This window comes from Modicisalibacter xianhensis (genome assembly GCF_900113605.1).
Lineage (GTDB): Bacteria > Pseudomonadota > Gammaproteobacteria > Pseudomonadales > Halomonadaceae > Modicisalibacter > Modicisalibacter xianhensis.
In genome coordinates, this window is record NZ_FOPY01000006.1 from 53641 (window position 1) to 75241 (window position 21601).

At 61.4% G+C, this 21601-nt stretch carries 17 protein-coding genes; 6 read left to right on the plus strand and 11 right to left on the minus strand.

Translation table 11 applies throughout. The annotated features are described in order from the left end of the window. Positions 1 to 50 precede the first annotated feature (50 nt). From yidC to rpmH, 3 genes are all read right to left on the minus strand, one after another. Positions 51 to 1733 (minus strand): membrane protein insertase YidC, encoded by a 1683-nt coding sequence (gene yidC, locus BM194_RS08250; RefSeq protein ID WP_092845621.1) that lies wholly within the window; start codon positions 1731 to 1733, stop codon positions 51 to 53. A gap of 97 nt (positions 1734 to 1830) precedes the next feature. Continuing rightward, positions 1831 to 2214, minus strand: coding sequence for a ribonuclease P protein component (rnpA, locus tag BM194_RS08255; protein ID WP_092845623.1), 384 nt, complete (start codon positions 2212 to 2214; stop codon positions 1831 to 1833). A gap of 12 nt (positions 2215 to 2226) precedes the next feature. Further along, on the minus strand, positions 2227 to 2361 hold the full coding sequence (rpmH, locus tag BM194_RS08260) for a 50S ribosomal protein L34 (protein ID WP_019019264.1): 135 nt from the start codon (positions 2359 to 2361) through the stop codon (positions 2227 to 2229). 570 nt (positions 2362 to 2931) lie between these two features. Between rpmH and dnaA the strand changes: the two genes are divergently transcribed. The 4 genes from dnaA (at position 2932) to gyrB (ending at position 9154) form a co-directional block, all read left to right on the plus strand. Further along, positions 2932 to 4404, plus strand: a complete 1473-nt coding sequence (gene dnaA / locus BM194_RS08265; RefSeq protein ID WP_092845625.1) for a chromosomal replication initiator protein DnaA — start codon at positions 2932 to 2934, stop codon at positions 4402 to 4404. A gap of 68 nt (positions 4405 to 4472) precedes the next feature. Next, a complete protein-coding gene (gene dnaN / locus BM194_RS08270; protein WP_092845627.1) occupies positions 4473 to 5576 on the plus strand; it encodes a DNA polymerase III subunit beta in 1104 nt (367 codons plus the stop codon). A gap of 44 nt (positions 5577 to 5620) precedes the next feature. After that, a complete protein-coding gene (gene recF, locus BM194_RS08275) occupies positions 5621 to 6730 on the plus strand; it encodes a DNA replication/repair protein RecF (RefSeq protein ID WP_092845629.1) in 1110 nt (369 codons plus the stop codon). Between the two features lie 3 nt (positions 6731 to 6733). Further along, positions 6734 to 9154 (plus strand): DNA topoisomerase (ATP-hydrolyzing) subunit B, encoded by a 2421-nt coding sequence (gene gyrB / locus BM194_RS08280; protein WP_092845631.1) that lies wholly within the window; start codon positions 6734 to 6736, stop codon positions 9152 to 9154. Positions 9155 to 9592: 438 nt separating this feature from the next. Here gyrB and BM194_RS21115 read toward each other — a convergent pair whose 3' ends face one another. The 4 genes from BM194_RS21115 to glyQ form a co-directional block, all read right to left on the minus strand. Further along, positions 9593 to 10207: a pyridoxamine 5'-phosphate oxidase family protein gene (locus BM194_RS21115; RefSeq protein WP_218155383.1), complete on the minus strand. Its 615-nt coding sequence runs from the start codon at positions 10205 to 10207 to the stop codon at positions 9593 to 9595. 35 nt (positions 10208 to 10242) lie between these two features. Beyond that, positions 10243 to 10827 carry a D-glycero-beta-D-manno-heptose 1,7-bisphosphate 7-phosphatase gene (gene gmhB, locus BM194_RS08290; RefSeq protein ID WP_092845633.1) on the minus strand — a complete coding sequence of 195 codons (585 nt, stop codon included), beginning with the start codon at positions 10825 to 10827 and terminating at the stop codon, positions 10243 to 10245. Between the two features lie 135 nt (positions 10828 to 10962). Next, positions 10963 to 13029, minus strand: coding sequence for a glycine--tRNA ligase subunit beta (glyS, locus tag BM194_RS08295; RefSeq protein ID WP_092845635.1), 2067 nt, complete (start codon positions 13027 to 13029; stop codon positions 10963 to 10965). 2 nt (positions 13030 to 13031) lie between these two features. Then, a complete protein-coding gene (glyQ, locus tag BM194_RS08300) occupies positions 13032 to 13994 on the minus strand; it encodes a glycine--tRNA ligase subunit alpha (protein ID WP_092845637.1) in 963 nt (320 codons plus the stop codon). 197 nt (positions 13995 to 14191) lie between these two features. Between glyQ and rfaD the strand changes: the two genes are divergently transcribed. Together rfaD and waaF are read left to right on the plus strand one after the other, a co-directional pair. Then, positions 14192 to 15148, plus strand: coding sequence for an ADP-glyceromanno-heptose 6-epimerase (gene rfaD, locus BM194_RS08305; RefSeq protein WP_092845639.1), 957 nt, complete (start codon positions 14192 to 14194; stop codon positions 15146 to 15148). After that, positions 15141 to 16172 carry a lipopolysaccharide heptosyltransferase II gene (waaF, locus tag BM194_RS08310; RefSeq protein WP_092845641.1) on the plus strand — a complete coding sequence of 344 codons (1032 nt, stop codon included), beginning with the start codon at positions 15141 to 15143 and terminating at the stop codon, positions 16170 to 16172. The genes rfaD and waaF overlap by 8 nt, the downstream gene beginning before the upstream one ends. Here the strand turns inward: waaF and BM194_RS08315 are convergent. From BM194_RS08315 to BM194_RS08330, 4 genes are all read right to left on the minus strand, one after another. Beyond that, the gene (locus tag BM194_RS08315; RefSeq protein ID WP_092845643.1) at positions 16169 to 17779 is read right to left on the minus strand and encodes a sulfatase-like hydrolase/transferase; all 1611 of its coding nucleotides are present in this window, start codon (positions 17777 to 17779) and stop codon (positions 16169 to 16171) included. The two genes, waaF and BM194_RS08315, sit on opposite strands and share 4 nt — an antisense overlap. 92 nt (positions 17780 to 17871) lie before the next feature. Next, the gene (locus BM194_RS08320) at positions 17872 to 18924 is read right to left on the minus strand and encodes a glycosyltransferase family 4 protein (protein WP_092845645.1); all 1053 of its coding nucleotides are present in this window, start codon (positions 18922 to 18924) and stop codon (positions 17872 to 17874) included. After that, on the minus strand, positions 18918 to 19706 hold the full coding sequence (locus BM194_RS08325) for a glycosyltransferase family 2 protein (RefSeq protein ID WP_092845647.1): 789 nt from the start codon (positions 19704 to 19706) through the stop codon (positions 18918 to 18920). The genes BM194_RS08320 and BM194_RS08325 overlap by 7 nt, the downstream gene beginning before the upstream one ends. A gap of 34 nt (positions 19707 to 19740) precedes the next feature. Continuing rightward, positions 19741 to 21600 (minus strand): DUF3413 domain-containing protein, encoded by a 1860-nt coding sequence (locus BM194_RS08330; protein ID WP_092845649.1) that lies wholly within the window; start codon positions 21598 to 21600, stop codon positions 19741 to 19743. Position 21601: the final 1 nt, after the last annotated feature.

The window sequence follows — 21601 nt, forward strand, 5'->3', positions numbered from 1 at the left end:
AAACGCCAGACCCCCGCACGGGGCGGGGGTCTGGGCTTGGCATCGCGACTTTACTTGGTCTTGCTGGCCGGTGCCGGGTCGGCCATCAGCTTGCGTGTGATGAACCACTGCTGAAGGATCGAGATGGTGTTGTTGACGATCCAGTAGATGACCAGACCGGCCGGGAACCACAGGAAGAAGAACGTGAAGACGATGGGCAGCATCTTCATGATCTTGGCCTGGGTCGGGTCCGGCGGTGTCGGGTTCAACTGCTGCTGCACGAACATGGAAATGCCCATCAGGATCGGCAGCACGAAGTACGGATCCTTCACCGACAGGTCGTCTATCCACAGGATGAACGGCGCGTGGCGCAGTTCCACGGATTCAAGCAGCATCCAGTAGAGCGCGATGAAGACCGGCATCTGGATCAGAATCGGAAGACAGCCGCCCAGCGGATTGATCTTCTCCTTCTGATAGAACTTCATCATCTCCTGGGACATCTTCTGGCGATCGTTGCCGTACTGCTCCTTGATGCGCTGCATCTCGGGGCCGAGCTTGCGCATCTTGGCCATCGACTTGTAGGCGGTGGCGGAGAGCGGGAACAGCACGAGCTTGACAAGGACCGTCAGACCCACGATCGCCCAGCCCCAGTTGCCGATGACGCTGTGGATCTTCTCGAGCAGCCAGAACAGCGGATTGGCAATGAACCACAGCCAGCCGAAGTCGACGGTCAGCTCCAGGTAGGGGGCGACCTCTTCCAGGCGTTCCTGCACCTTGGGCCCCAGGTACAACGTGGCGTCCAGCGTTGCTTCGCTGCCTGGCGCAAGGGTACGGGTCGGGCCGGCGAAGGCAGCAACGTTGCGGTCACGCGAATCGGTCGTCGCATAATAGAGATTCTGCTGCTCCTGGCCCGGTACCCAAGCGGAAACGAAGTAGTGCTGGATGATCGCGACCCAGCCGCCCTGGACATCGCGATTGTTGAAGCCGCCTGCTTGGACGTCCTCGAAGTCGACTTTCTCGTAGTGACTGTCGGGTGAGGAATAGGCGGCACCGAGGAAGGAACTCATGCCCATGGACACGCCACTGGTCGGGTCGGGGCTGTTGTCGCGGGCCAACTGGCCGATGAAGCGGGCCGTGACCGGCGTCTCGCTCTCGTTGGCCAGGTGGTAGCTGACGTTCACTGCGTAGCTGTCGCGTTCGAAAGTGAAGCGCTTGATGATATCGACGCCGTTGACTTCGGCTGCCAGGTCGACGGTCAGCGCCTCGCTATCCGGCTCGAGCCGGTAGGTGGTCCGTTCGGGGGTGAAGGCGATACGTCCCTGATGTCCCTCCAATTGCAGGCCGGACTTGGCGACGTAACTGCGCACCTGATTGTCTGACAACAGAACGAAGGGGTGCTCGGAATCCTGGCTGCGCAGATGCTGCGGGAGCGCAGCGTAGACGATGTCGCCGCCCTGCGGATCGATGCGCACGTCGAGGACGTCGGTGACGACCTGGACAAGGCTGCGGCGGTTGTCGGCAGCGCCTTCGCCCGGCATGTTGCTGCTGGCCGGCGTCGCCGAGGCATCCGATGGTGCCGCCAGGCCCTGATCATCCGCAGGGGATGTGTCGTTGCCGCCCTGGGGCGCTTCGCTGACAGTGGGGGCACTGGGGACGTTGACGTCAGGCTGGCCGTAATCCTGATTCCACTGGATTACCAGCAGGTAGGCGAGCACCGCTAGCGGTATCACGAGAAGAAGTCGTTTTACATCCATGGGGGATCTGCCCGGTGGGGTGATGGATCATTCTGGCGGCTTCGTTCAGCACCGATGGCCGGAGGGGGCATGGCGAGGCCGCGCTGTTGCTATCCGGTCAAGAGAGTGAGGAGGCTGCCGTTTGCTTGCGGACATCCTTCTCCAGGCGACGCCACATGCCGTAAAGCTGGCGATGCAGTGTCTCGTTGTCCAGATCGTTGACGCCGCGGCGTGCCAAAACGACGATGTCCACAGCGGGCAAACGATGCTGCTGCAGACGAATGGATTCGCGCACGAGGCGTTTCAGGCGGTTGCGATCGACGGCACGACGTACGTTCTTCTTGCTGAATACCAGCCCCACCCGCGGATATCCCAGCGCGTTGTCACTGGCCAGTGCCAGCAACCCCTTGCCATGGATCTTGTAGGTGGCCTGGTCGAAGACGCGCCGATATTCCCCGGCGGTCAGCAGACGCAGCTGCCGGGGAAATCCCTGACAGGACATTCGCAACCGGGATCAAGCGCTCAGACGCTTGCGACCCTTGGCGCGACGACGCGCAATGACCTGGCGGCCGTTCTTGGTGGCCATACGAGCACGGAAACCGTGCACGCGCTTGCGCTTCAGTACGCTGGGCTGAAAAGTGCGTTTCATAGTTGCTGCTTCCCACGTGATTGAGTGAACGAGAGGTAAAACGGAGTGCCCCGATTCCAACCTGGAATCGGGGCGGATTCGGTTCAAGGTCGGGAATTCTAGTGAATTCGCAAGCTGCGTGCAATTTTTAAGCGCATTTATCCACACAGGGTTTGTCGCCTTGCTTGATGGCAGTGCCTAGGATCGAAAAAAGGCAAAAGCCGAAGTACCCCTAGGGGCGTTCGTCGTCTATCGACTCACTACAATAATGTTTGGTTTACCTGATGATGTTGTTATTAATACTGTGGGCAATATTTGTGGATAAGTAACAAAAAAATACTTATATGAATGACTTATAACAATGATATCGATGTGGAGAAATTGCGGACATGCGGTGCGGGGCACGGGGACGGTCGTGTGGATAACTAGCGATTCCTCCACAGGCAGGCGTTATCCTCACAATCATACCGATTCTGTCCACCTGGCTTTGGGCAAGTTTTCCACAAGGCCAGCAAAGCGGATGGCGTGTGGATAACTCGTCCGTAGGACGATACAATGCCCGGTCATTCGCTAACTGGATGGTGAGGTCGCGTGTCGGTCGCTCTCTGGCAACAATGTCTTGGCTTTTTGCAGGACGAGCTGAATTCGCAGCAGTTCAACACCTGGATTCGTCCCTTGCAGGCGGAAGAAGGTGACGCCAACGAGCTGAGTCTGTTGGCGCCCAATCGCTTTGTACGAGACTGGGTCAGCGACAAGTATCTCAAGCGCATCAATGAATTGCTGCGTGAGCTATCGCCAGCCAAGCCGCCCAAGGTGACCCTGGCGGTGGGTAGTCGTCGTGCGGCGCCCAGCCCTCAACCCCGTGATCTGGGCAGCCCCGTCTCGGCCAGTCGTTTCCAGCAGCAGCCCGCAGCGCCTGCCGTACAGACTTCTGCGCGCGGCGACTATGCCGACGAGCAGGAAATTGAGCAGTTGCGCGAGGAGACGCCCCGGCGCGGGACGACGGGCGAGCGCCAGGTCCAGGTGGAAGGCAGCCTCAAGCACCAGAGCGGCCTCAACCCCAACTTCACCTTCGATACCTTCGTGGAAGGTAAGTCGAACCAGCTGGCTCGGGCTGCGTCACGACAGGTCTCGGAAAATCCCGGTGGCGCCTATAACCCCTTGTTCCTCTACGGGGGAGTTGGCCTGGGCAAGACGCACCTGATGCATGCCGTCGGCAACCAGCTTGCCGGGCAGCGCGAAAACGCCAAAGTGATCTATCTGCACTCGGAGCGCTTCGTGGCGGATATGGTCAAGGCGCTGCAGCTCAATGCCATCAATGACTTCAAGCGTTTCTACCGCAGTGTCGATGCATTGTTGATCGACGATATCCAGTTCTTTGCCGGCAAGGAGCGTTCTCAGGAAGAGTTCTTCCATACGTTCAATGCGCTGCTCGAGGGGGGGCAGCAGATGATCCTCACCTCGGATCGCTACCCCAAGGAGATCAGCGGGGTGGAAGAACGTCTCAAGTCGCGCTTTGGCTGGGGACTCACGGTGGCGATCGAACCGCCGGAACTGGAAACGCGCGTGGCCATCCTGATGAAGAAGGCCGATCAGGCCAAGGTCGACCTGCCGCATGACGCGGCCTTCTTCATTGCCCAGAAGATCCGCTCCAACGTGCGCGAACTGGAAGGCGCCCTGAAAAAGGTCATTGCCGACTCCCATTTCATGGGCAAGCCGATCACCCAGGACTTCATCCGCGAGTCGCTCAAGGATCTGCTGGCCCTGCAGGACAAGCAGGTCGGCGTGGACAATATCCAGCGTACCGTGGCCGAGTACTACAAGATCAAGGTTGCCGACCTGCTGTCCAAACGACGTTCTCGTTCGGTGGCGCGGCCGCGTCAGGTCGCCATGGCGTTGGCCAAGGAGTTGACCAACCACAGCTTGCCGGAAATCGGTGATGCCTTCGGTGGTCGCGACCATACCACCGTGCTGCATGCCTGCCGCAAGGTCCAGGCCTTGCAGGAGGAGAGCGCCGACATCCGCGAGGATTACAAGAATTTGCTGCGATTGCTGACCAGCTGACACACGGCAGCCATCGTCATGCGATGGCACAATGTTGCCCAGGAACCCAGTTCAAGAGTGGAGCCTTCATGAAATTTTCCATCTCCCGCGAAGCGTTGCTGCGCCCGCTGACGCTGGTCGCTGGTGTGGTCGAGCGTCGTCAGACACTGCCGGTGCTGTCCAACGTGCTGCTCGAGGTGCAGGATAACCAGCTATCCCTGACCGGTACCGACCTCGAAGTCGAATTGATCGGTCGCACGGAGCCCAATACCGTCGACGAGCCCGGCTCGGCTACCGTGCCGGCCCGCAAGCTGATGGATATCTGCAAGTCGCTGCCGGATCAGTCCGAGATCAACTTCAGCCTGGAAGAGGGGCGGGCGGTGTTGCGCGCGGGGCGCTCGCGATTCACCCTGTCGACGCTGCCTGTCGCGGAATTTCCCAATATCGAGGACGGCCAGAGCACCCAGGAGCTCAGCCTGCCGCGCGGCACGCTGAAGCATCTCATCGACTCCACGGCCTTTGCCATGGCGCAGCAGGACGTGCGTTATTACCTCAACGGCATGCTGCTGGAACTGGGCCACCATATCGTGCGCACCGTGGCGACCGACGGACACCGCCTGGCGGTCTGCTCGCGGTCGGCGGATGTCGATGTCGATCCGGTGCAGAAGCTGATCGTGCCACGCAAGGGTATCCTCGAGCTGGCCAGGCTGCTGGACAACAGCGATGAGCCGGTCAGCCTGACGCTGGGGGCCAATCATGTTCGTGCCCACACCGGTGAATTCACCTTTACTTCCAAGCTGGTCGACGGCAAGTTTCCCGATTACGAGCGGGTCATTCCGCGCGGGGGTGACAAGGCCTTCATTGCCGAGCGCGCCGAGCTACGCCAGGTCCTTTCGCGTACCTCGATTCTCTCCAACGAGAAATACCGCGGGGTACGCTTGAACCTAGAAGAAGGCAATCTACGCGTCATGGCCAACAATCCGGAGCAGGAAGAGGCCGAGGAAAACGTCGCTATCGAATACGACGGTACGGCCATGGAGATCGGCTTCAATGTCGGCTATCTCATCGATGTGCTCAATGCCCTCGACGAGAGTCGTGTTCAGATGACCCTGTCCGACCCCAACAGTAGCGCAATCATGGAAGAGCCGGGTGGTGGCGACGCCCTCTACGTTGTCATGCCCATGCGCCTCTAATCCTTCCGACCGGCGGCGCTCTTGCGCCGCCGCCGAGCGCAACGATGCCTCTCGACCGTCTGACCTTCCTGGGCCTACGCAATCTCGACTCGCTGGACATGCGTCCGTCTGCCGGGATCAATCTGATCTTCGGTGCCAATGGCAGTGGCAAGACCAGCGTACTTGAAGGTGTGCATCTGTTGGGTATGGGGCGTTCGTTCCGTACCCAACAGGTCAAGCATGCGATTGGCCATGACAGCGATGCCCTGGTACTCCATGGCCGCCTGTCGGGGTCACCTCCCTTGCCGCTGGGTGTCCGTCGGCAACGTGCCAGCAGTGAACTGGAAATGCGCCTGGGAGGCGAGCGCGTCGCGCGCGTGGCACAGCTGGCCGAGGCCTTGCCCTTGCAGTTGATCAATCCCGATGCCTTCCGGTTGCTCGAAGGCTCGCCTGCCTCTCGGCGCGAGTTTCTCGATTGGGGAGTGTTTCACGTGAAACACGACTTCTTTGCGGTCTGGAAAGGGTTCCGTCGCGCGCTGAAACATCGGAATGCCCTGCTTAGGCATGATAGAATCGACCTTCAGTCCATCAGGGTCTGGGAGCATGAGCTGGTGCAGTGGAGCGAACGGCTCGATGCACTACGCGAGGCCTATGTGGAACGCTTTCTGCCGGTCTTCGAGGAGACGCTGGCAGGCCTGCTGTCGTTGCCCGGCCTATCGCTGAAATACAGTCGGGGCTGGGATCGCAGCCGTGCGCTGGCCGAGGTGCTGGAGCAGGGGCGTGACAGCGATAGCCAGATGGGATTTACCCAACAAGGCCCGCAACGCGCCGACCTGCGCATCAGGCTGGAGCGTCGCCCTGCCGTCGAGGTGCTATCCCGGGGGCAGCAAAAGCTGGTGGTCAGCGCCATGAAACTTGCGCAGGGGCGCCTGCTGGAAGCCTTGACGGGGCGGACCTGCATCTACCTCATCGACGACTTGCCTGCAGAGCTGGACATCGAGCACCGGCAGGCTTTCTGCCGCTGGCTGGAGCGCATGCAGTGTCAGGTCTTCATCACCAGTGTCGAGCGCGAAGCGCTGGCCGGCCTGTGGCAGCCGGAAACCGCAGTCGCGATGTTTCACGTGAAACAGGGGCGGCTCATGGACCATGGACAGTACGACTTCACGACGGAGTAGCCAATGAGCGAACAGGCTTACGACTCATCGAGTATCAAGGTTCTCAAGGGCCTGGATGCGGTACGCAAGCGTCCAGGTATGTACATCGGCGATACCGACGATGGGACTGGCCTGCACCACATGGTGTTCGAGCTGGTGGATAACTCCATCGACGAGGCATTGGCGGGGTACTGCAGCGAAATTCGTGTCATCATCCATCCGGACGAGTCGATCACGGTCAGTGATAATGGGCGAGGCATTCCCACCGACATCCACTCGGAAGAGGGGGTGTCGGCAGCCGAAGTGATCATGACCGTACTCCACGCGGGGGGCAAGTTCGACGCCAATTCCTACAAGGTGTCCGGTGGGTTGCACGGTGTCGGGGTTTCCGTGGTCAATGCGCTCTCCGAAGAACTCAAGCTGACCATCTGGCGCAGCGGCGACGTCTACGAACAGATGTATCAGCATGGTGTCCCTCAGGCCCCCCTGGCGATCGTCGGTCAGACTGAGAAAAGCGGCACGCGGGTGCACTTCCGTCCGTCCAAGGACACCTTCACGCATATCGAGTTTCACTACGACATACTCGCCAAGCGTCTGCGCGAGCTGTCATTTTTGAACTCCGGCGTGGCCATTCGCCTGCTCGATGAACGGAGCGGCAAGGAAGAACTCTTCCATTACGGTGGCGGGCTCAAGGCCTTCGTCGATCATCTCAACACCAACAAGAGCGTGCTCAACCAGGTGTTCCACTTCTCCGTGGATCGTGATGATGGCGTCACCGTCGAGGTGGCGATGCAGTGGAACGATACCTTCTCCGAAAACATCTTCTGCTACACCAACAACATTCCGCAGCGTGATGGCGGAACGCACTTGGCCGGGTTTCGTGCAGCGCTGACGCGCTCATTGAACAACTATATCGAGGCCGAGGGGCTGCTCAAGAAAGCCAAGGTCAGCACATCCGGCGACGACGCTCGCGAAGGCCTGACGGCGATCATTTCGGTCAAGGTGCCCGATCCCAAGTTCTCCTCGCAGACCAAGGACAAGCTGGTTTCCTCCGAGGTCAAGACAGCCGTAGAGCAGGAACTAGGTCGCCAGTTGTCAGATTACCTCATCGAGCATCCCAACGAGGCCAAGTCGATCGTCAACAAGATGCTCGAGGCGGCGCGGGCCCGCGAAGCGGCGCGCAAGGCGCGCGACATGACGCGTCGCAAGGGAGCGCTGGATATCGCCGGCCTGCCTGGCAAGCTGGCCGACTGTCAGGAGAAGGATCCCAGCCTCTCCGAACTTTACCTGGTCGAGGGTGACTCGGCGGGCGGCAGTGCCAAGCAGGGCCGCGACCGGCGTACCCAGGCGATCCTGCCGCTCAAGGGCAAGATCCTCAACGTCGAGAAGGCGCGCTTCGACAAGATGCTGTCGTCCGCAGAGGTGGGTACGCTGATTACCGCCTTGGGCTGCGGCATCGGGCGAGAGGAGTTCAACCCGGACAAGTTGCGCTACCACTCGATCATCATCATGACCGACGCCGACGTCGATGGCTCGCATATCCGTACGCTGCTGCTGACGTTCTTCTTCCGCCAGATGCCCGAATTGATCGAGCGTGGCCATGTGTTCATCGCCCAGCCGCCGCTGTACAAGATCAAGCGAGGCAAGCAGGAGATGTATCTCAAGGACGAACAGGCGCTGCTCGACTATCTCACCTCGACTGCCCTGGATGGCGCTCGCCTGCATGTGCACGCCGATGCACCGGGAATCGGTGGCGAACAGCTCGAGACGCTGGTGAGCCAGTATCGTGACGTGATGAAGCGCATCGACCGTTTGTCGCGCGTCTATCCCAACGAGGTGCTGCGCAAGATCGTTCATGCCGCGACCCTGAAAGGCGAAGAGAGCCTCAAGGATCGCGTGACGATGCAGAACTGGATCGAGTTCTTGCAGGCGGAGATGGATGCTCTGGTAGCTTACGAAGGCGGGCCGCGGCATGTCTTCCAGCTGCAGGAGGATACCGAACGTGGCATCTTCCTGCCGAGCGTGGCGCTGACGGCTCATGGTGTGACGACGGATTACGTCTGGGGGCTGGATTTCTTCCAGAGTGCCGATTATCGCGCCATGGCAGCCCTGGGTGAAACGCTCAATAACCTGCTGGAAGAGGGGGCCTACGTATCGCGAGGCGAGCGTAGCAAGCCGGTGACCACCTTCTATGAAGCGCTCGACTGGCTGATGGCGGAAGCCCAGCGAGGTCTTTCTATCTCGCGTTACAAGGGGCTGGGTGAGATGAACCCCGACCAGCTTTGGGAAACCACCATGGACCCTGAAACACGGCGCATGCTTCGCGTGTCGATCGAGGACGCTGTCGCGGCCGACATGATGTTTAACACGCTGATGGGCGACGAGGTAGAGCCGCGGCGTGACTTCATCGAACAGTTTGCGCTGATGGCTAATTTGGACGTGTGATCGTTGTCCACTGGGACTGGTTTCATCCAACCCGGCTTCTTGCGAGGCCGGGTTTTTTATTGCAATGAGGTAGATAGTAGCCTACCAGCGACTGAACGTTAAACCATTCCCCCTGAGTGAAGGCAAATCTGCTTCGCAGTCATGGGTCTCTTGCTGCGCAGCAAAACTAGAATAATCAATAAGTTAAATGCACAAAATGCAGAGAGTTCAACCCAGTTAACAGCCTGTGCTGTGCAAATAACCGCCACTGTCTTGCTGCGCAGCATGAGAGTGTAGATATTGAGACGGGCGGATCGATGTAAATCGAATGGGCTCTGTGGTCCCCGGCGTGGAGAGGATAATTCCTCTGCATGAGTGTATATCGTTTACTGCACTAGCGGTCCGGCGTGGCGGCGATGCGGAAGGAAAGGTCTGTAACGGCTGGCGCGAAGTGCAGGGCTACGGATTGATCCATCGAACGTCAACAAGGATACCTGAGGCATCGTAAGACAACCTTGCCCTTAGATTGTGTCGCCGCCTCAGTTGAAGCCAGTCCAGCGTCCTGGTCTTGAAATGGATAACTCCGAAATGCATCTTGCCTTTCGTATCGTGTGTCCCCTGCAGTGCATCGGTTTCAGTGAGGGTGGCGTCAGCGTGCTCGTTCCCGGGTGGTCCTCCCGTGTAGGTTTGGCGTGTCCAGCTAGGTAGGGCCTGCCAGGCGTGGTTGGCAACGGCGCTATCTGGCGAGTAAATCCTGGCTGTTCCCTGCAATCGAAGCTGAAGTCGGGTCTGGCCGCAGAAGCCCAGAATTGTCATGTGAGGGTTTCTGGATAACTCCAGCCACTTGGGGCTGCGTACATCAGTATGAAAGGCGAGTGTCCGCGTTGCCCTATCCGCGTCGCGCAAGACAACCATGCGCGCTTGCGGTTTGCTCTCGGCATCGACAGAGCAGAGGGTCAAGTAGCGAAAGCCTGACTGCGGGTCGGCCACGGCATTGACAAGTTCAACCCAGGTCGAAGCGTCTATGTCGGCGAGTGTCAATGGTAGAGATGCCATCGGGTCGTCTGATGCCATTTGAATTCGCCTCGCTACAGGGTGCTTTGGTTGGTTCAGTGCAAGGGTTGTAAAAAATAGGCGAAGCCCGCCAGATCATCGAATATCCTGACATTAGCCAATCCTCCCTTGGCCTCGGTGCGATGTCCCTTGCCGGTGCGCACCAGAACGCCATGGCATCCTTTGCTTTCACCTGCCTGCAGGTCACGCAGGCTATCGCCGACCAGCCAGGCTCCATCGAGACTTTCCAGTTTCAGTACAGCCTGAATTTCGTCGAGCAAGCCGACACGCGGCTTACGGCAGACGCAATCGTCATCAGGTCCGTGGGGACAATAGGCAATGTGGGCAATGTCACCTCCGGCGTCGCGTACGAGATGCTGCAGGCGTTCGTGCATGCGGGTCAGTTCTGCCTCGTCGTAATAACCGCGAGCGATGCCAGACTGATTGGTCGCCACGGCAATCGTCCAGCCATGCTGGGACAGGTGAGCGATGGCCTCGATGGCCTGAGGGTAGGGCTTCCACTCATCGAGCGATTTGATGTACTCGTCGGAGTCCTCGTTGATGACCCCGTCGCGGTCGAGGATCACCACTTTTTGTGGCACCAGGTCGTAGGGTTGGGTAGGGAGCGGCTGCTGGCTCATGATCTGAAGGCTCCTGTCATGTTTCACGTGAAACACTTCGCCAAGATGCTAGCCCGTGTTTCACGTGAAACAGTGCGCATGAAAAAGGCCGGCTAGATACCGGCCTTGGGTGTGTCATTCAGTATAGCGAATGGCTTACTGCTGCAGTTCGGCGATATCCGCCACTTCGAGGAACAGCCCTTGAAGGTTAGCCAGCAGTGCCAAGCGATTGCGGCGCACGGCCTCGTCATCGGCCATGACCATGACCTTGTCGAAGAAGGTGTCGACAGGCTCACGCAGCGCAGCCAGGGCATCCAGTGCCTCGCTGTAACGCGCCTCGGCGAATAGCGGGGCTACCTCGCGACGGCGCGCCTCCAGGGCATCGGCCAGGGCGCGCTCGGCATCTTCGGCTAGCAGGTCACTGGCGACATGGAGGGAAATGTCATCGCCCTGCTTGGCGAGGATATTGGAAACACGCTTGTTGGCCGCGGCCAGGGCGGCAGCTTCCTCGCGCTGGCTGAATGAATGCACAGCACGGGTGCGACGGGCGAAATCCAGCGGACGGGTTACCGGGCGCGAGCGTACGGCGAGATAGACTTCGACAGCGATACCCTCGTCTTGGGTCCAGGCGCGGAAACGGTCGAGCATGTACTCGAGCACTTCGTCGACCAGCCCCTCGGCCTTGGGCAGGTCGCGGTGCTGTGCGGCAGCCTGTTCGAGCAATTCGCGCAAATCCAGATCGAGCTCGGCCTTGATCAGTATGTTGAGCACGCCGATGGCGGCACGCCGCAAGGCGAACGGGTCCTTGGCGCCAGTGGGACGCTGGCCGATGCCAAAGATACCAGTCAGGGTATCGAGACGATCAGCCAGCGCCAGGGCCAGACCGGTCCTGGTCTGCGGAATGTCATCGGCGGCGAAGCGTGGCAGGTATTGCTCCTGCATGGCCAGGGCGACGTCCTCGGGCTCGCCATCGTGACGCGCATAATAGCAGCCCATAATGCCCTGCAATTCGGGGAATTCGAGAACCATCTCGCTGACCAGGTCGCACTTGGCGAGTTGCGCAGCACGCGCGGCATGCTCGCTGTCGCCTTCGATGCGTTCGGCAATGTAGCGGGCCACGGCCTCGCTGCGATCGGCCTTGTCGGCCAAGGTGCCAAGCTGCTGCTGGAACACCACGCTTGCCAGGCCATCGCGACGCGACGCCAGGCTATGCTTGAGATCGGTCTCGTAGAAGAACGCGGCGTCGGCCAGGCGAGGGCGAATGACCTTTTCGTTGCCCTCGATGACCTGCTGCGGATCGCGACTGTCGATATTGGAAATGGTGATGAAGGTCGGCTTGAGCTTGCCGTCGCCATCGAGCAGGTGGAAGTACTTCTGGTTGGCCTTCATCGATGAGATCAGGCACTCCGCAGGCACCTCGAGGAAGCGCTCGTCGAAGCTGCCAGCCAGCGCTACCGGCCATTCCACCAGACCACTGACTTCGTTGAGCAAGTCCTCGTCGATCACTGCCGTGGCTTCCTGAACCTCGGCCTCGGCCAACACCTGCTCGCGGATGCTCTCGCGGCGACGCTGGCGGTCGGCCAGCACGTAGGCGTCTTCCAGGACAGCCAGGTAATCGTTGGCATTGGGGAGTGCAATGGCCTGCGGCGCATGGAAACGGTGCCCGCGTGTCTCACGACCGGACTTGAGGCCAAGGATCTCGGCCTCCACTACATCGCTGCCGTAAAGCATGACTAGCCAATGCACCGGACGCGAGAATTCGATTCGCGAGACACCCCAGCGCATGTTCTTGGGGACAGGCAAGGCAGCGACCGCCTTGGCAGCGATGGTGGGCAGCAGGGCGGTCACCGCTTCCCCAGTCTGCTCGTAACGATAGCCTAGCCAGGTGCCTTTGTCGGTTTCCAGATGAATCAGTTCGTCGACACTGACGCCACACGACTGGGCGAAGCCCTGGGCGGCCCGGGTCGGTTCGCCATCCTTGAACGCCGCTGCCAGTGCAGGGCCGCGACGCTCGATCTGGCGGTCGGGCTGTTTTTCGGCGAGGGCGTCGATCTGCACGGCCAGACGGCGCGGCGTGGCGTAGGCGCGCACCTCGCCGAACTCGACCTCGGCCTCGCGCAGGCCGGCAGCGATGCCGGAGGCCAGTGAGTCGGAGAGACTGTCGATGGCGCCCGGCGGCAGTTCCTCGACGCCCAGTTCGACCAGTAGGGTGTTGGATGCCATGCTCACGCGTCTCCCTCTTCGGCTAGCGGCTCTTGGGCAAGTAGTTCCTGGCGCAGGGCGTCGGAGGCCATGGGGAAGCCGGCCGCCTTGCGCGAATCAAAATAGGCGTGGGCCACGTCACGGGCCATGGTGCGCACACGCAGGATGTAGCGTTGTCGCTCGGTCACCGAGATGGCGTGACGAGCGTCGAGCAGGTTGAAGGTGTGCGAGGCCTTGAGCACCATCTCGTAAGCGGGCAGGGGCAGGTTGGCTTCGAGCAACTTGGCGCATTCGCCTTCGAGGTGGTCGAAGCTGGCGAACAGGGCCTGCACATCGGCATATTCGAAATTGTATGTCGATTGCTCGCGCTCGTTCTGCAGGTAGACATCGCCATAGGTGACCTTGGAGCCGTCGGGCGCCACGGTCCACACCAGGTCATAGACGCTGTCGACGTCCTGCAGGTACATGGCGATGCGCTCAAGGCCGTAGGTGAGCTCACCGGTGACCGGGTAGCACTCGATGCCACCGGCCTGCTGGAAATAGGTGAACTGGGTCACTTCCATGCCGTTGAGCCAGATTTCCCAGCCCAGCCCCCAGGCCCCCAGGGTCGGCGATTCCCAGTTGTCTTCGACAAAACGGATGTCATGCACCAGCGGGTCGATGCCCAGACGCTCGAGAGAACCGAGGTAAAGTTCCTGAAAGTTTGCCGGGGAGGGCTTCATTACCACCTGGAATTGGTAGTAATGCTGCAGGCGGTTGGGATTCTCGCCGTACCGCCCATCGGTGGGGCGGCGCGACGGCTGTACGTAGGCGGCATTCCAGGTTTCGGGGCCGATGGAGCGCAGGAACGTAGCCGGGTGAAAGGTCCCGGCGCCGACTTCCATGTCCAGGGGCTGCATGACCACGCAGCCCTTTTCGGCCCAGTACTGCTGCAGGGCGAGGATCAGGCCCTGAAAGGTTGTCACGTCTGGCGTCGACTGTGTCATTGGTGAAGCACCGTTGGCCCATGAATTCACAAACTGTCGAGTATACAATCAGCGGCTAATCGGTTATAGGCACCGGGGTGGAATGTCCCTGTACGTCGGCCCTGCGGCGTTGGAGTTCACCTCGATCGGTACATTGACTTCAATTCGGCTTCGCCGCGGACGGCCCACGGCGAAGCTAGCCAAGATAGGGGATCGACATGATCGTAGTGACGGGCGGTGCGGGCTTCATCGGCGCTAATCTGGTCAAGGCGCTCAATGCGCGCGGCCGCAACGACGTGCTGGTGGTCGATGACTTGAGCGACGGCACCAAGTTCGTCAACCTGGCCGATTGCGCCCTTGGCGATTATCTCGACAAGGATGACTTCCTGCAGCGTATCCAGGCCCAGATGCACGGCGAGGATGGCGGGCTGCCGCCCATCGAGGCCATCTTCCATGAGGGTGCCTGCTCGGATACCACCGAATGGAACGGCAAGTACATGCTCGAGAACAACTTCGAGTATTCCAAGATTTTGCTGCACTACTGCCAGAAACGCGGCATTCCGTTCCTGTATGCCTCGTCGGCGGCCACCTATGGCGGCAGCGAGGTGTTCGTCGAAGCACCCGAGCACGAGAAGCCGCTCAACGTCTACGGTTATTCCAAGCTGCTCTTCGACCAGTATGTCCGGGCACGCTGGAAGACCTTCAACAGCCAGGTGGTGGGCTTCCGCTACTTCAATGTCTACGGGCCGCGCGAGCAGCACAAGGGCAAGATGGCCAGCGTTGCCTATCACCACCACACCCAGGTGCGCCAGGGCCAGAATCCGCGCCTGTTCGGTGCCTGGGACGGCTACGACGCGGGCATGCAGAGCCGCGACTTCATCTATGTGGGCGATGTGGTCGACGTCAATCTGTGGTTCCTCGACCATCCCGAGCAGTCCGGCATCTTCAACCTGGGTACCGGGCGTGCCGAGCCGTTCAAGGCCATCGCCGAGACGGTGATCGACTATTACGGCAAGGGCGACATCGAGTACATCGATTTCCCCGACGAACTCAAGGGCCGTTACCAGAGCTATACCCGTGCCGACATCTCGCGCCTGCGCCAGGCCGGCTACAGCGCCGAGTTCCGCACGGTGCGCGAGGGCGTGACGGCCTACCTGGAATGGCTCAATGGCTGAGGCGACGACGACAGGCGAGCGGATCCTGGTTGTGGGGCCATCCTGGGTTGGCGACATGGTCATGGCCCAGAGCCTGCTCAAGACCCTCAAGACGCGCCATCCCGGCTGCTCGATAGCGGTGCTGGCACCGGGCTGGTCGCAGCCGATCCTGGCGCGCATGGCCGAGGTCGACGAGGCCATCGGGCTCGACGTCAAGCACGGTGAATTCGGCTGGGGTGCGCGCCGGACACTGGCTCGTTCGCTGCGCGGACGCTTCGACCATGCCATCGTGCTGCCGCGCTCGTGGAAGTCGGCGCTGGTGCCGTTCCTGGCGAAAGTGCCGCGGCGTACGGGGTTCACCGGTGAACAGCGCGTGGGGCTGCTCAACGAGCGACGGCGCCTCGACAAGACGCTACTGGACCAGACCGTCAAGCGCTTCGTATCGCTGGGCTTGCCTGAAGGCGAGGCGGCACGTGGCGACTTCACGGTTCCCCAGCCGCGCCTCGAGATCGATACCGTCAACCTTGCCAGGCTGAAGGCCGAACATGGCCTGGGCGAATGGCCGGCGATCGCGATGATGCCGGGCGCCGAGTACGGCCCGGCCAAGCAGTGGCCGCTCGAGCATTTTCGCCGTCTGGCCGAGCAGTTGATCGACGATGGGTTCGAGGTTCGTGTGATGGGTGGCCCCAAGGACGTCGATGCGGGCGAAGTGATCGTCAGTGGCCTGTCGCAGGCGTTCAACCTGTGCGGGCGGACGCAACTGGCCGATGCCGTCGATCTGCTGGCCGACTGCCGCCAGGCCGTGACCAACGACTCGGGCCTGATGCATGTGGCGGCCGCGGTAGGTATCCGTGTGCAGGCGATCTATGGCTCGTCATCGCCGCGCTACACGCCGCCCTTGACCGACAACGCGCGTATTCACACCCTGGCGTTGACCTGTGCTCCATGTTTCGAGCGTACCTGCCCGCTGGGGCATACCCACTGCCTCAAGCAACTCGCCCCCGAACGGCTGTTCCGCGCGATTCGGGAGGAAGCACTGACCTAGTCCCGGGCGGTGTCGTTCTGCGCCGTGGTGGGTGGCGGCATGTCGTCGGCCTGCTTCCACAGCCGCTGCTGGAGGGCGTTCTCCGCAAGCAGGCGGGCATTGAAGCCTTCCAGTCCGTGGCGCTCGACCAAGGTCTGCGCCTGTGACAGCAATGAAGCGCCCAGTCCGGCCCGATGGGAGGAAATGGTAAAGCCCATGGCCTCCAGCAGGGTAGGCAGGGTATCGACGGTCGACGCCTCGCGCTGGATCACCCCTCGGGGCAGGCCATTGCCGAACATCATCAGCGTGTTCTCGCGCGGCCCCTCGATCAGGCGCTGCCAGGCGGAGTTTTTCATCGACAGGTGATCGCTGGCCACCACCACCAGGGTGTTCTCCAGCAGGCCCTCGGCCTCGAGGCGTTCGATGAAGCGACGCGCCAGGAAGGCACTGCACTGCACCGAGTAGAGGATGTTGACACCGTCGAACTCGCCCTGGCGGTCGTAGCACGACTGCGCCGGATACCCGTAGGGCGGATGTCCCGAGAGGGTCAGGCCGACGAAGGCGAACGGACCGGGTTTCTTGGCCAGTTGGCGGATCTCTGTTACGGCCATGTCGAGCAGCGAGTCGTCGTTGATGCCCCAACTGTTGACGTATTCCGGGTCCTCGAGGCGCTTCTCGAGCTGCTCGCGCCCGAGCATCCGGTCGAAGCCGTGATCCTGATAGAACAGACCCTTGCCGGCGAACTTCAGGCTGGCACCGCCCATGAACATCTGGCGGTAGCCCTGGGCGTCGAGCAGGTCGCCCAGGCAGTTCACCCCGGGGACCACATGATGCAGTGGCTCGAACTGGTTGTCGTGCATCAGACCTGCCGGCATCAACGGCGCGCCGCACTGGCTGGCGATCATGCCGCCCATGGTCCAGCCGGTGTTCTCGATCTGGCGCACGCCGTGAAATACCAGCCCGCGCTGGCCGAGTAGTTCGAGATCGTCGTAGGCATCGCCGAAGCGGGCCTCATCGGCATAGGTGCCTTCGATACTTTCCAGATAAAGCAGGATCAGGTTGGGCGGGTTGGCCGGTGCCTTTTCGATGACTGGCGGCACATAGCGCCGGTCGAGCCAGGAGTCGTCCTCGGCGACAATGGCGGCGCCCTGGCGGGTGATACCGAACAGCAGCGGATTGAAGGCCAGCAGGAACATCACCAGCACTTTCTCGAGCAGGCGCCAGCGATGATCGACCCGTACCAGCCAGGTAAAGGCGGCCAGCATGAGCAGGCCAACCAAAGTATGTACGATGGCGTAAAGGATCCGTCCGGTGCCGCCATGATCGGTCACCCCAGCCTGGAAATGAAACAGGATGGCCGACAAGTCGACCCGGCCATAGCTGTTGGTGACGTAGATGCATAGCCACCACAGGGCCAGGGGAAACAGCGACCAGGGCCAGACCTTGTCCGGCGCTCGGGCCTGCTTCGGCGCTCCCCAGCGAAACCCCCAGGCCAGGGCCAGCCAGAGCCCCAGGATGGGCAGCGTGAACAGGTGAGGCAGGGCGATCACGGTGGTAATGGCATAACCGAGGCACAACCCGAGCAGAATCAGGGAAGGCCATCGGTGCCCGGGATGACGAATCGACATCGTTGCAGCGTCCTTTCAGCAATCCCGAAAGAGTAACAAGCCTGTCGTGGGCTTGTCATAAGCAAACTCAATGTCGTGTCATGACATGGCCGTCATCGGTGCGCCAGCAGGCTGCGATACAGCGCTAGGTAGCGCTCGGCCATGGCGGCGGGCGTGAACGCCGCCAGGCGCTGCCGGGCCCCGGTCACCAGGCGCCGGCAGCGCTCGGGATCGTCGAGCAGGGCGACGATGCCCTGGGTCAGCGCCTCGGCATCGTTGGCCGGCACCAGAAGGCCGCTTCGCTCATGCACGACGATGTCGGGAATACCGTCGACATCCGTGGCGACGATCGGCACGTCGTGGTCCATGACATCGAGCAGGGTCGAGCCCAGGCCCTCGTTGCGCGACGGGAAGGCGAACAGGTCCATGGCCTCGAGATAATCGCCGACATTGCTGCGAAAGCCTTCCCAGACGAGGTTGTCCAGGTCGGCGCTCTCCTGCCGTAGCACGGCGTCATCCTCGCCCTGGCCCAGGCACACGAATAACAACTCAGGGTGTGACTCGCGCAGTCGACGGGCGGCATCGATCAGCAGGCGCTGGCCCTTGTGGCGATCGACCAGTGCGCCGATATGACCGACCACACGCCGCCCCGCGAAACGCTGGCGCAGCGCCTCGACCTGCTGCGGATCGCTGGGCAGGTGCGACAGGGCGCTGGGAATGCGCGTGACAGGACACCAGCCCAGGGCATCGAGATGTTGCTCGATGACGCAGGAGATTGCCACGGCGCTGGCGGCCGAGCGATAGGTGAGTCGATTGAATGGCTTGTCCTTGACCGGCTGCGGCACGCGTCGGGTCAGGATATATGGGACGCCGCGCAGCCGATGGTGCAGGTAGGCCCAGTGCACGGCCTTGGCCTCGTGGGCGTGGACCAGGTCGGCGTGCCCGCCGCGGAAGTGGCCGGCCAACTGGTGATCGGCCGCCAGGATGGCGACATCCACTCCGGCCAGCGCTGCCGGCAGCGGCGAATCGTGGCGGCAGACCAGGCTCTGGCTGACGCCATGGGCCGCGAGGGCGCGAATCAGCAGCACGGTCTGGCGTTCGCCACCGCGAAAGCCCTTGGCGAGATTGACGTGGCGCACATGCAAGGGCGTGGAGGAGGTCACCATACCCGGTCGAAGTCCTCGGCATCGCGAACCTTGCGATCGCGCTGGTATTCGAGCAGCTTGGCGTACTTGAGGTAAGCGTTGACTGCGGCGGAAAGGGCCACGGAGACGCCATCGATGCCCGACAGGAATCCGCGTTGGAAGACGTACTTGCGGACGAAGGCATTGGCGCCGTGCACGAACGGTGACAAGGCATTGGCCCGTTTGCCCTTGAGATACATGATTTTGGCCGCGCGGGTAGAAAACCGGCCGCTGGCCTTGGTGAACAGCTCGCTGAGGTTGGCAAACGAGTAATGCTCGATGTCGGCCTCCAGCCGGGTGACGTCCCTGGTCGTGACCGAGGCGTGCTGGCGGCTGTCGGAAAAGCCGGTGCGCTCGCGGTCGTAAAGGCGGATGCAGTAGTCGGGATACCAGCCACAGGTTTTGACCCAGCGCGAGCCGATGAAATTGCGCCGGCGCAGGGCAAAACCGGCCTGGGTCGTCGTGGCCAGGTCGAGTTCCCGAATGGCTTGCACGGCCTCGTCGGTCAGGCGCTCGTCGGCATCCAGCGAAAGTACCCAACGATGGTTGGCCTGGGCAGGACCGACGTTCTTCTGCGGCCCATCGCCGAGGTAGGGCTGCGCGATGACCCGGGCGCCGGCGCGTTCGGCGAGTTCGCGGGTGGCGTCGTGGGAGCCGGAGTCGACGACGATCAGCTCGTCGCAGACGCGTGCCAGCGAGGCCAGGCAGGCCTCGATATTGTCAGCTTCGTCGAGCGTGATCACCACGCCGGTTATGGGGGCCATGAATGCTCCGGAATTGCTGGGGGCGAAGAGACCGCTAGGGGGCATAGAAACGCTTGGATACTTGCATGGCCTCCAGCACAGCGGGGGATATCGTTTCCTTCTGCTCGTTCAGCTGCCGGTCGACGACTTTCCAGCTGCCAGTCCCGTCGACCACCGTGATGCGCTGCTTCTCGATGATGCCATAGTCGAGATAGCTGCTCGACATGACCCACGGATGGTCCAGCGTGGCATCCAGCATATCGCGTCCCTGGCTATAGTCCTGACTGGCATTGGCGCACCCTAAAACATGACGCATCAGGGTGGGCACCACATCCAGGTGACTGGTAGTGCCCTCGTGCTTGCCGGCAGAAATGCCGGGGCCATGCAGGATCATGGGTACCTGTGTCTGCGGCGGGGCGAAGTGACTGTTGTGCCCCCAGTAATTCTTGCCGAAGTCATTGAACGACTGGCCGTGGTCGCCGGTCACGATCAGCACCGTGTTCTGCCAGTCACCGCTGGCCTTGAGATCGTCGATGACCCGCCCGATCAAGCGATCATCATGATAGACAGCGTTGCGGTGCAGGTTGTAGTAAGGCCGCGGGTCGGTATCCGGCCCCAGCTTGAGATAGTTCATGCGTCTTGCCGTGGGCTGGAACGGCATTGTCGCGTCCTGCGGTGTACTGTAGCCGTGAGGTGCATCATAGAAGAGCATGCCGAACCAGGGCGTTTCGGAGTCCGTCCGGCGCCGTGTGGCCTGCCAGTCCAGCCATGACTCGGTCATGGCCCGGTCGCGCTGTGCCGGTGTCTCGCCCTGGGCAGCCGGCGGAAGCTCAGGCACCGAGGCAAACACCGAGCGGTCAAAGCCGACACTGTCCAGGCTAGCGGCGCTGAATATACCCAGTTCATAGCCTGTCTCTTGCAACTGTTTGATCAGCAGCGAGGGGGTCTGGGTGTCCTCGAGCAGATGGTAGTAATTGCCGGTCAGGCCATAGAACAGGCTCATGACTCCGCTGCGTGTGCTGTTGCCGCCACTGAAGTGAGACAGGTAGCGTCGTCCTGTCCCATCGAGGGCCGCATGCATCCGTGGTGTGTTCCGTGCGCTGTACTCATCGCGACGCCATGAATCGATCAGGACCAACAGGATGTTGGGAGGCCGTGTTCCGGCATTGCAGGACAAGGGCTGGCGTGGCCAGTTCAGGCTTTCCGCCCCTTCTGGCGACGTGCCGATATTCGCGTTGCGAGCGGCACGCGGGTCGAGCCAGCCACGCGCCTCCATGAAATCCTTGGCCGTCGCCGGAAACAGTAACGGGTAGATAGCGGCCTGTTGTGTGACGCTGCGCTGGTAGCGGGCATCACCGACGATATGTATCGCGTGGCTGGCGGTCATGATCAGGAGCAGGGCACCGGCCATGTGCCAGACGGGCAGGCGCACGGTCCGTGACGAATTGAACAGGAACCTGGCGAGCCAGGCCTCACCCGCCAGCAGTACCAGGGCGATACCCAGGACAGCGAGCCAGGTTGTCGTCGTGAAGCTGAAGATTTCACCGTTCTGGTCATTCAGGAACAGCGTGATCATGAACTGGTTGATGTGGAAACGGTACTGAGCGTAGACCCCGGTATCCAGCAACAGGAGCCACAGCCCGGCCGTGGCCAGCAATGCGGCTGGCAACCATGCGGCGCGACGGGGCAAATCCAGCGCGATGACTGCCAGCGGCACCCAAGCGAGCAGCACCAGTAAACCGAAGTGGCCGACCCATGTGGTGACGAGATAGCTGGCGCCGAGCCAGTCATCAGGTGTCTCCAGATACGGAACGTAACGAAGGGCGATCAACCAGACCAGTGGCAGGTTACATAGCGCAAAGGCAAGGCTGGCGCGCAGGCGCCGGCGGGGAGAAGAAAGGGAAGTATCGTTCATG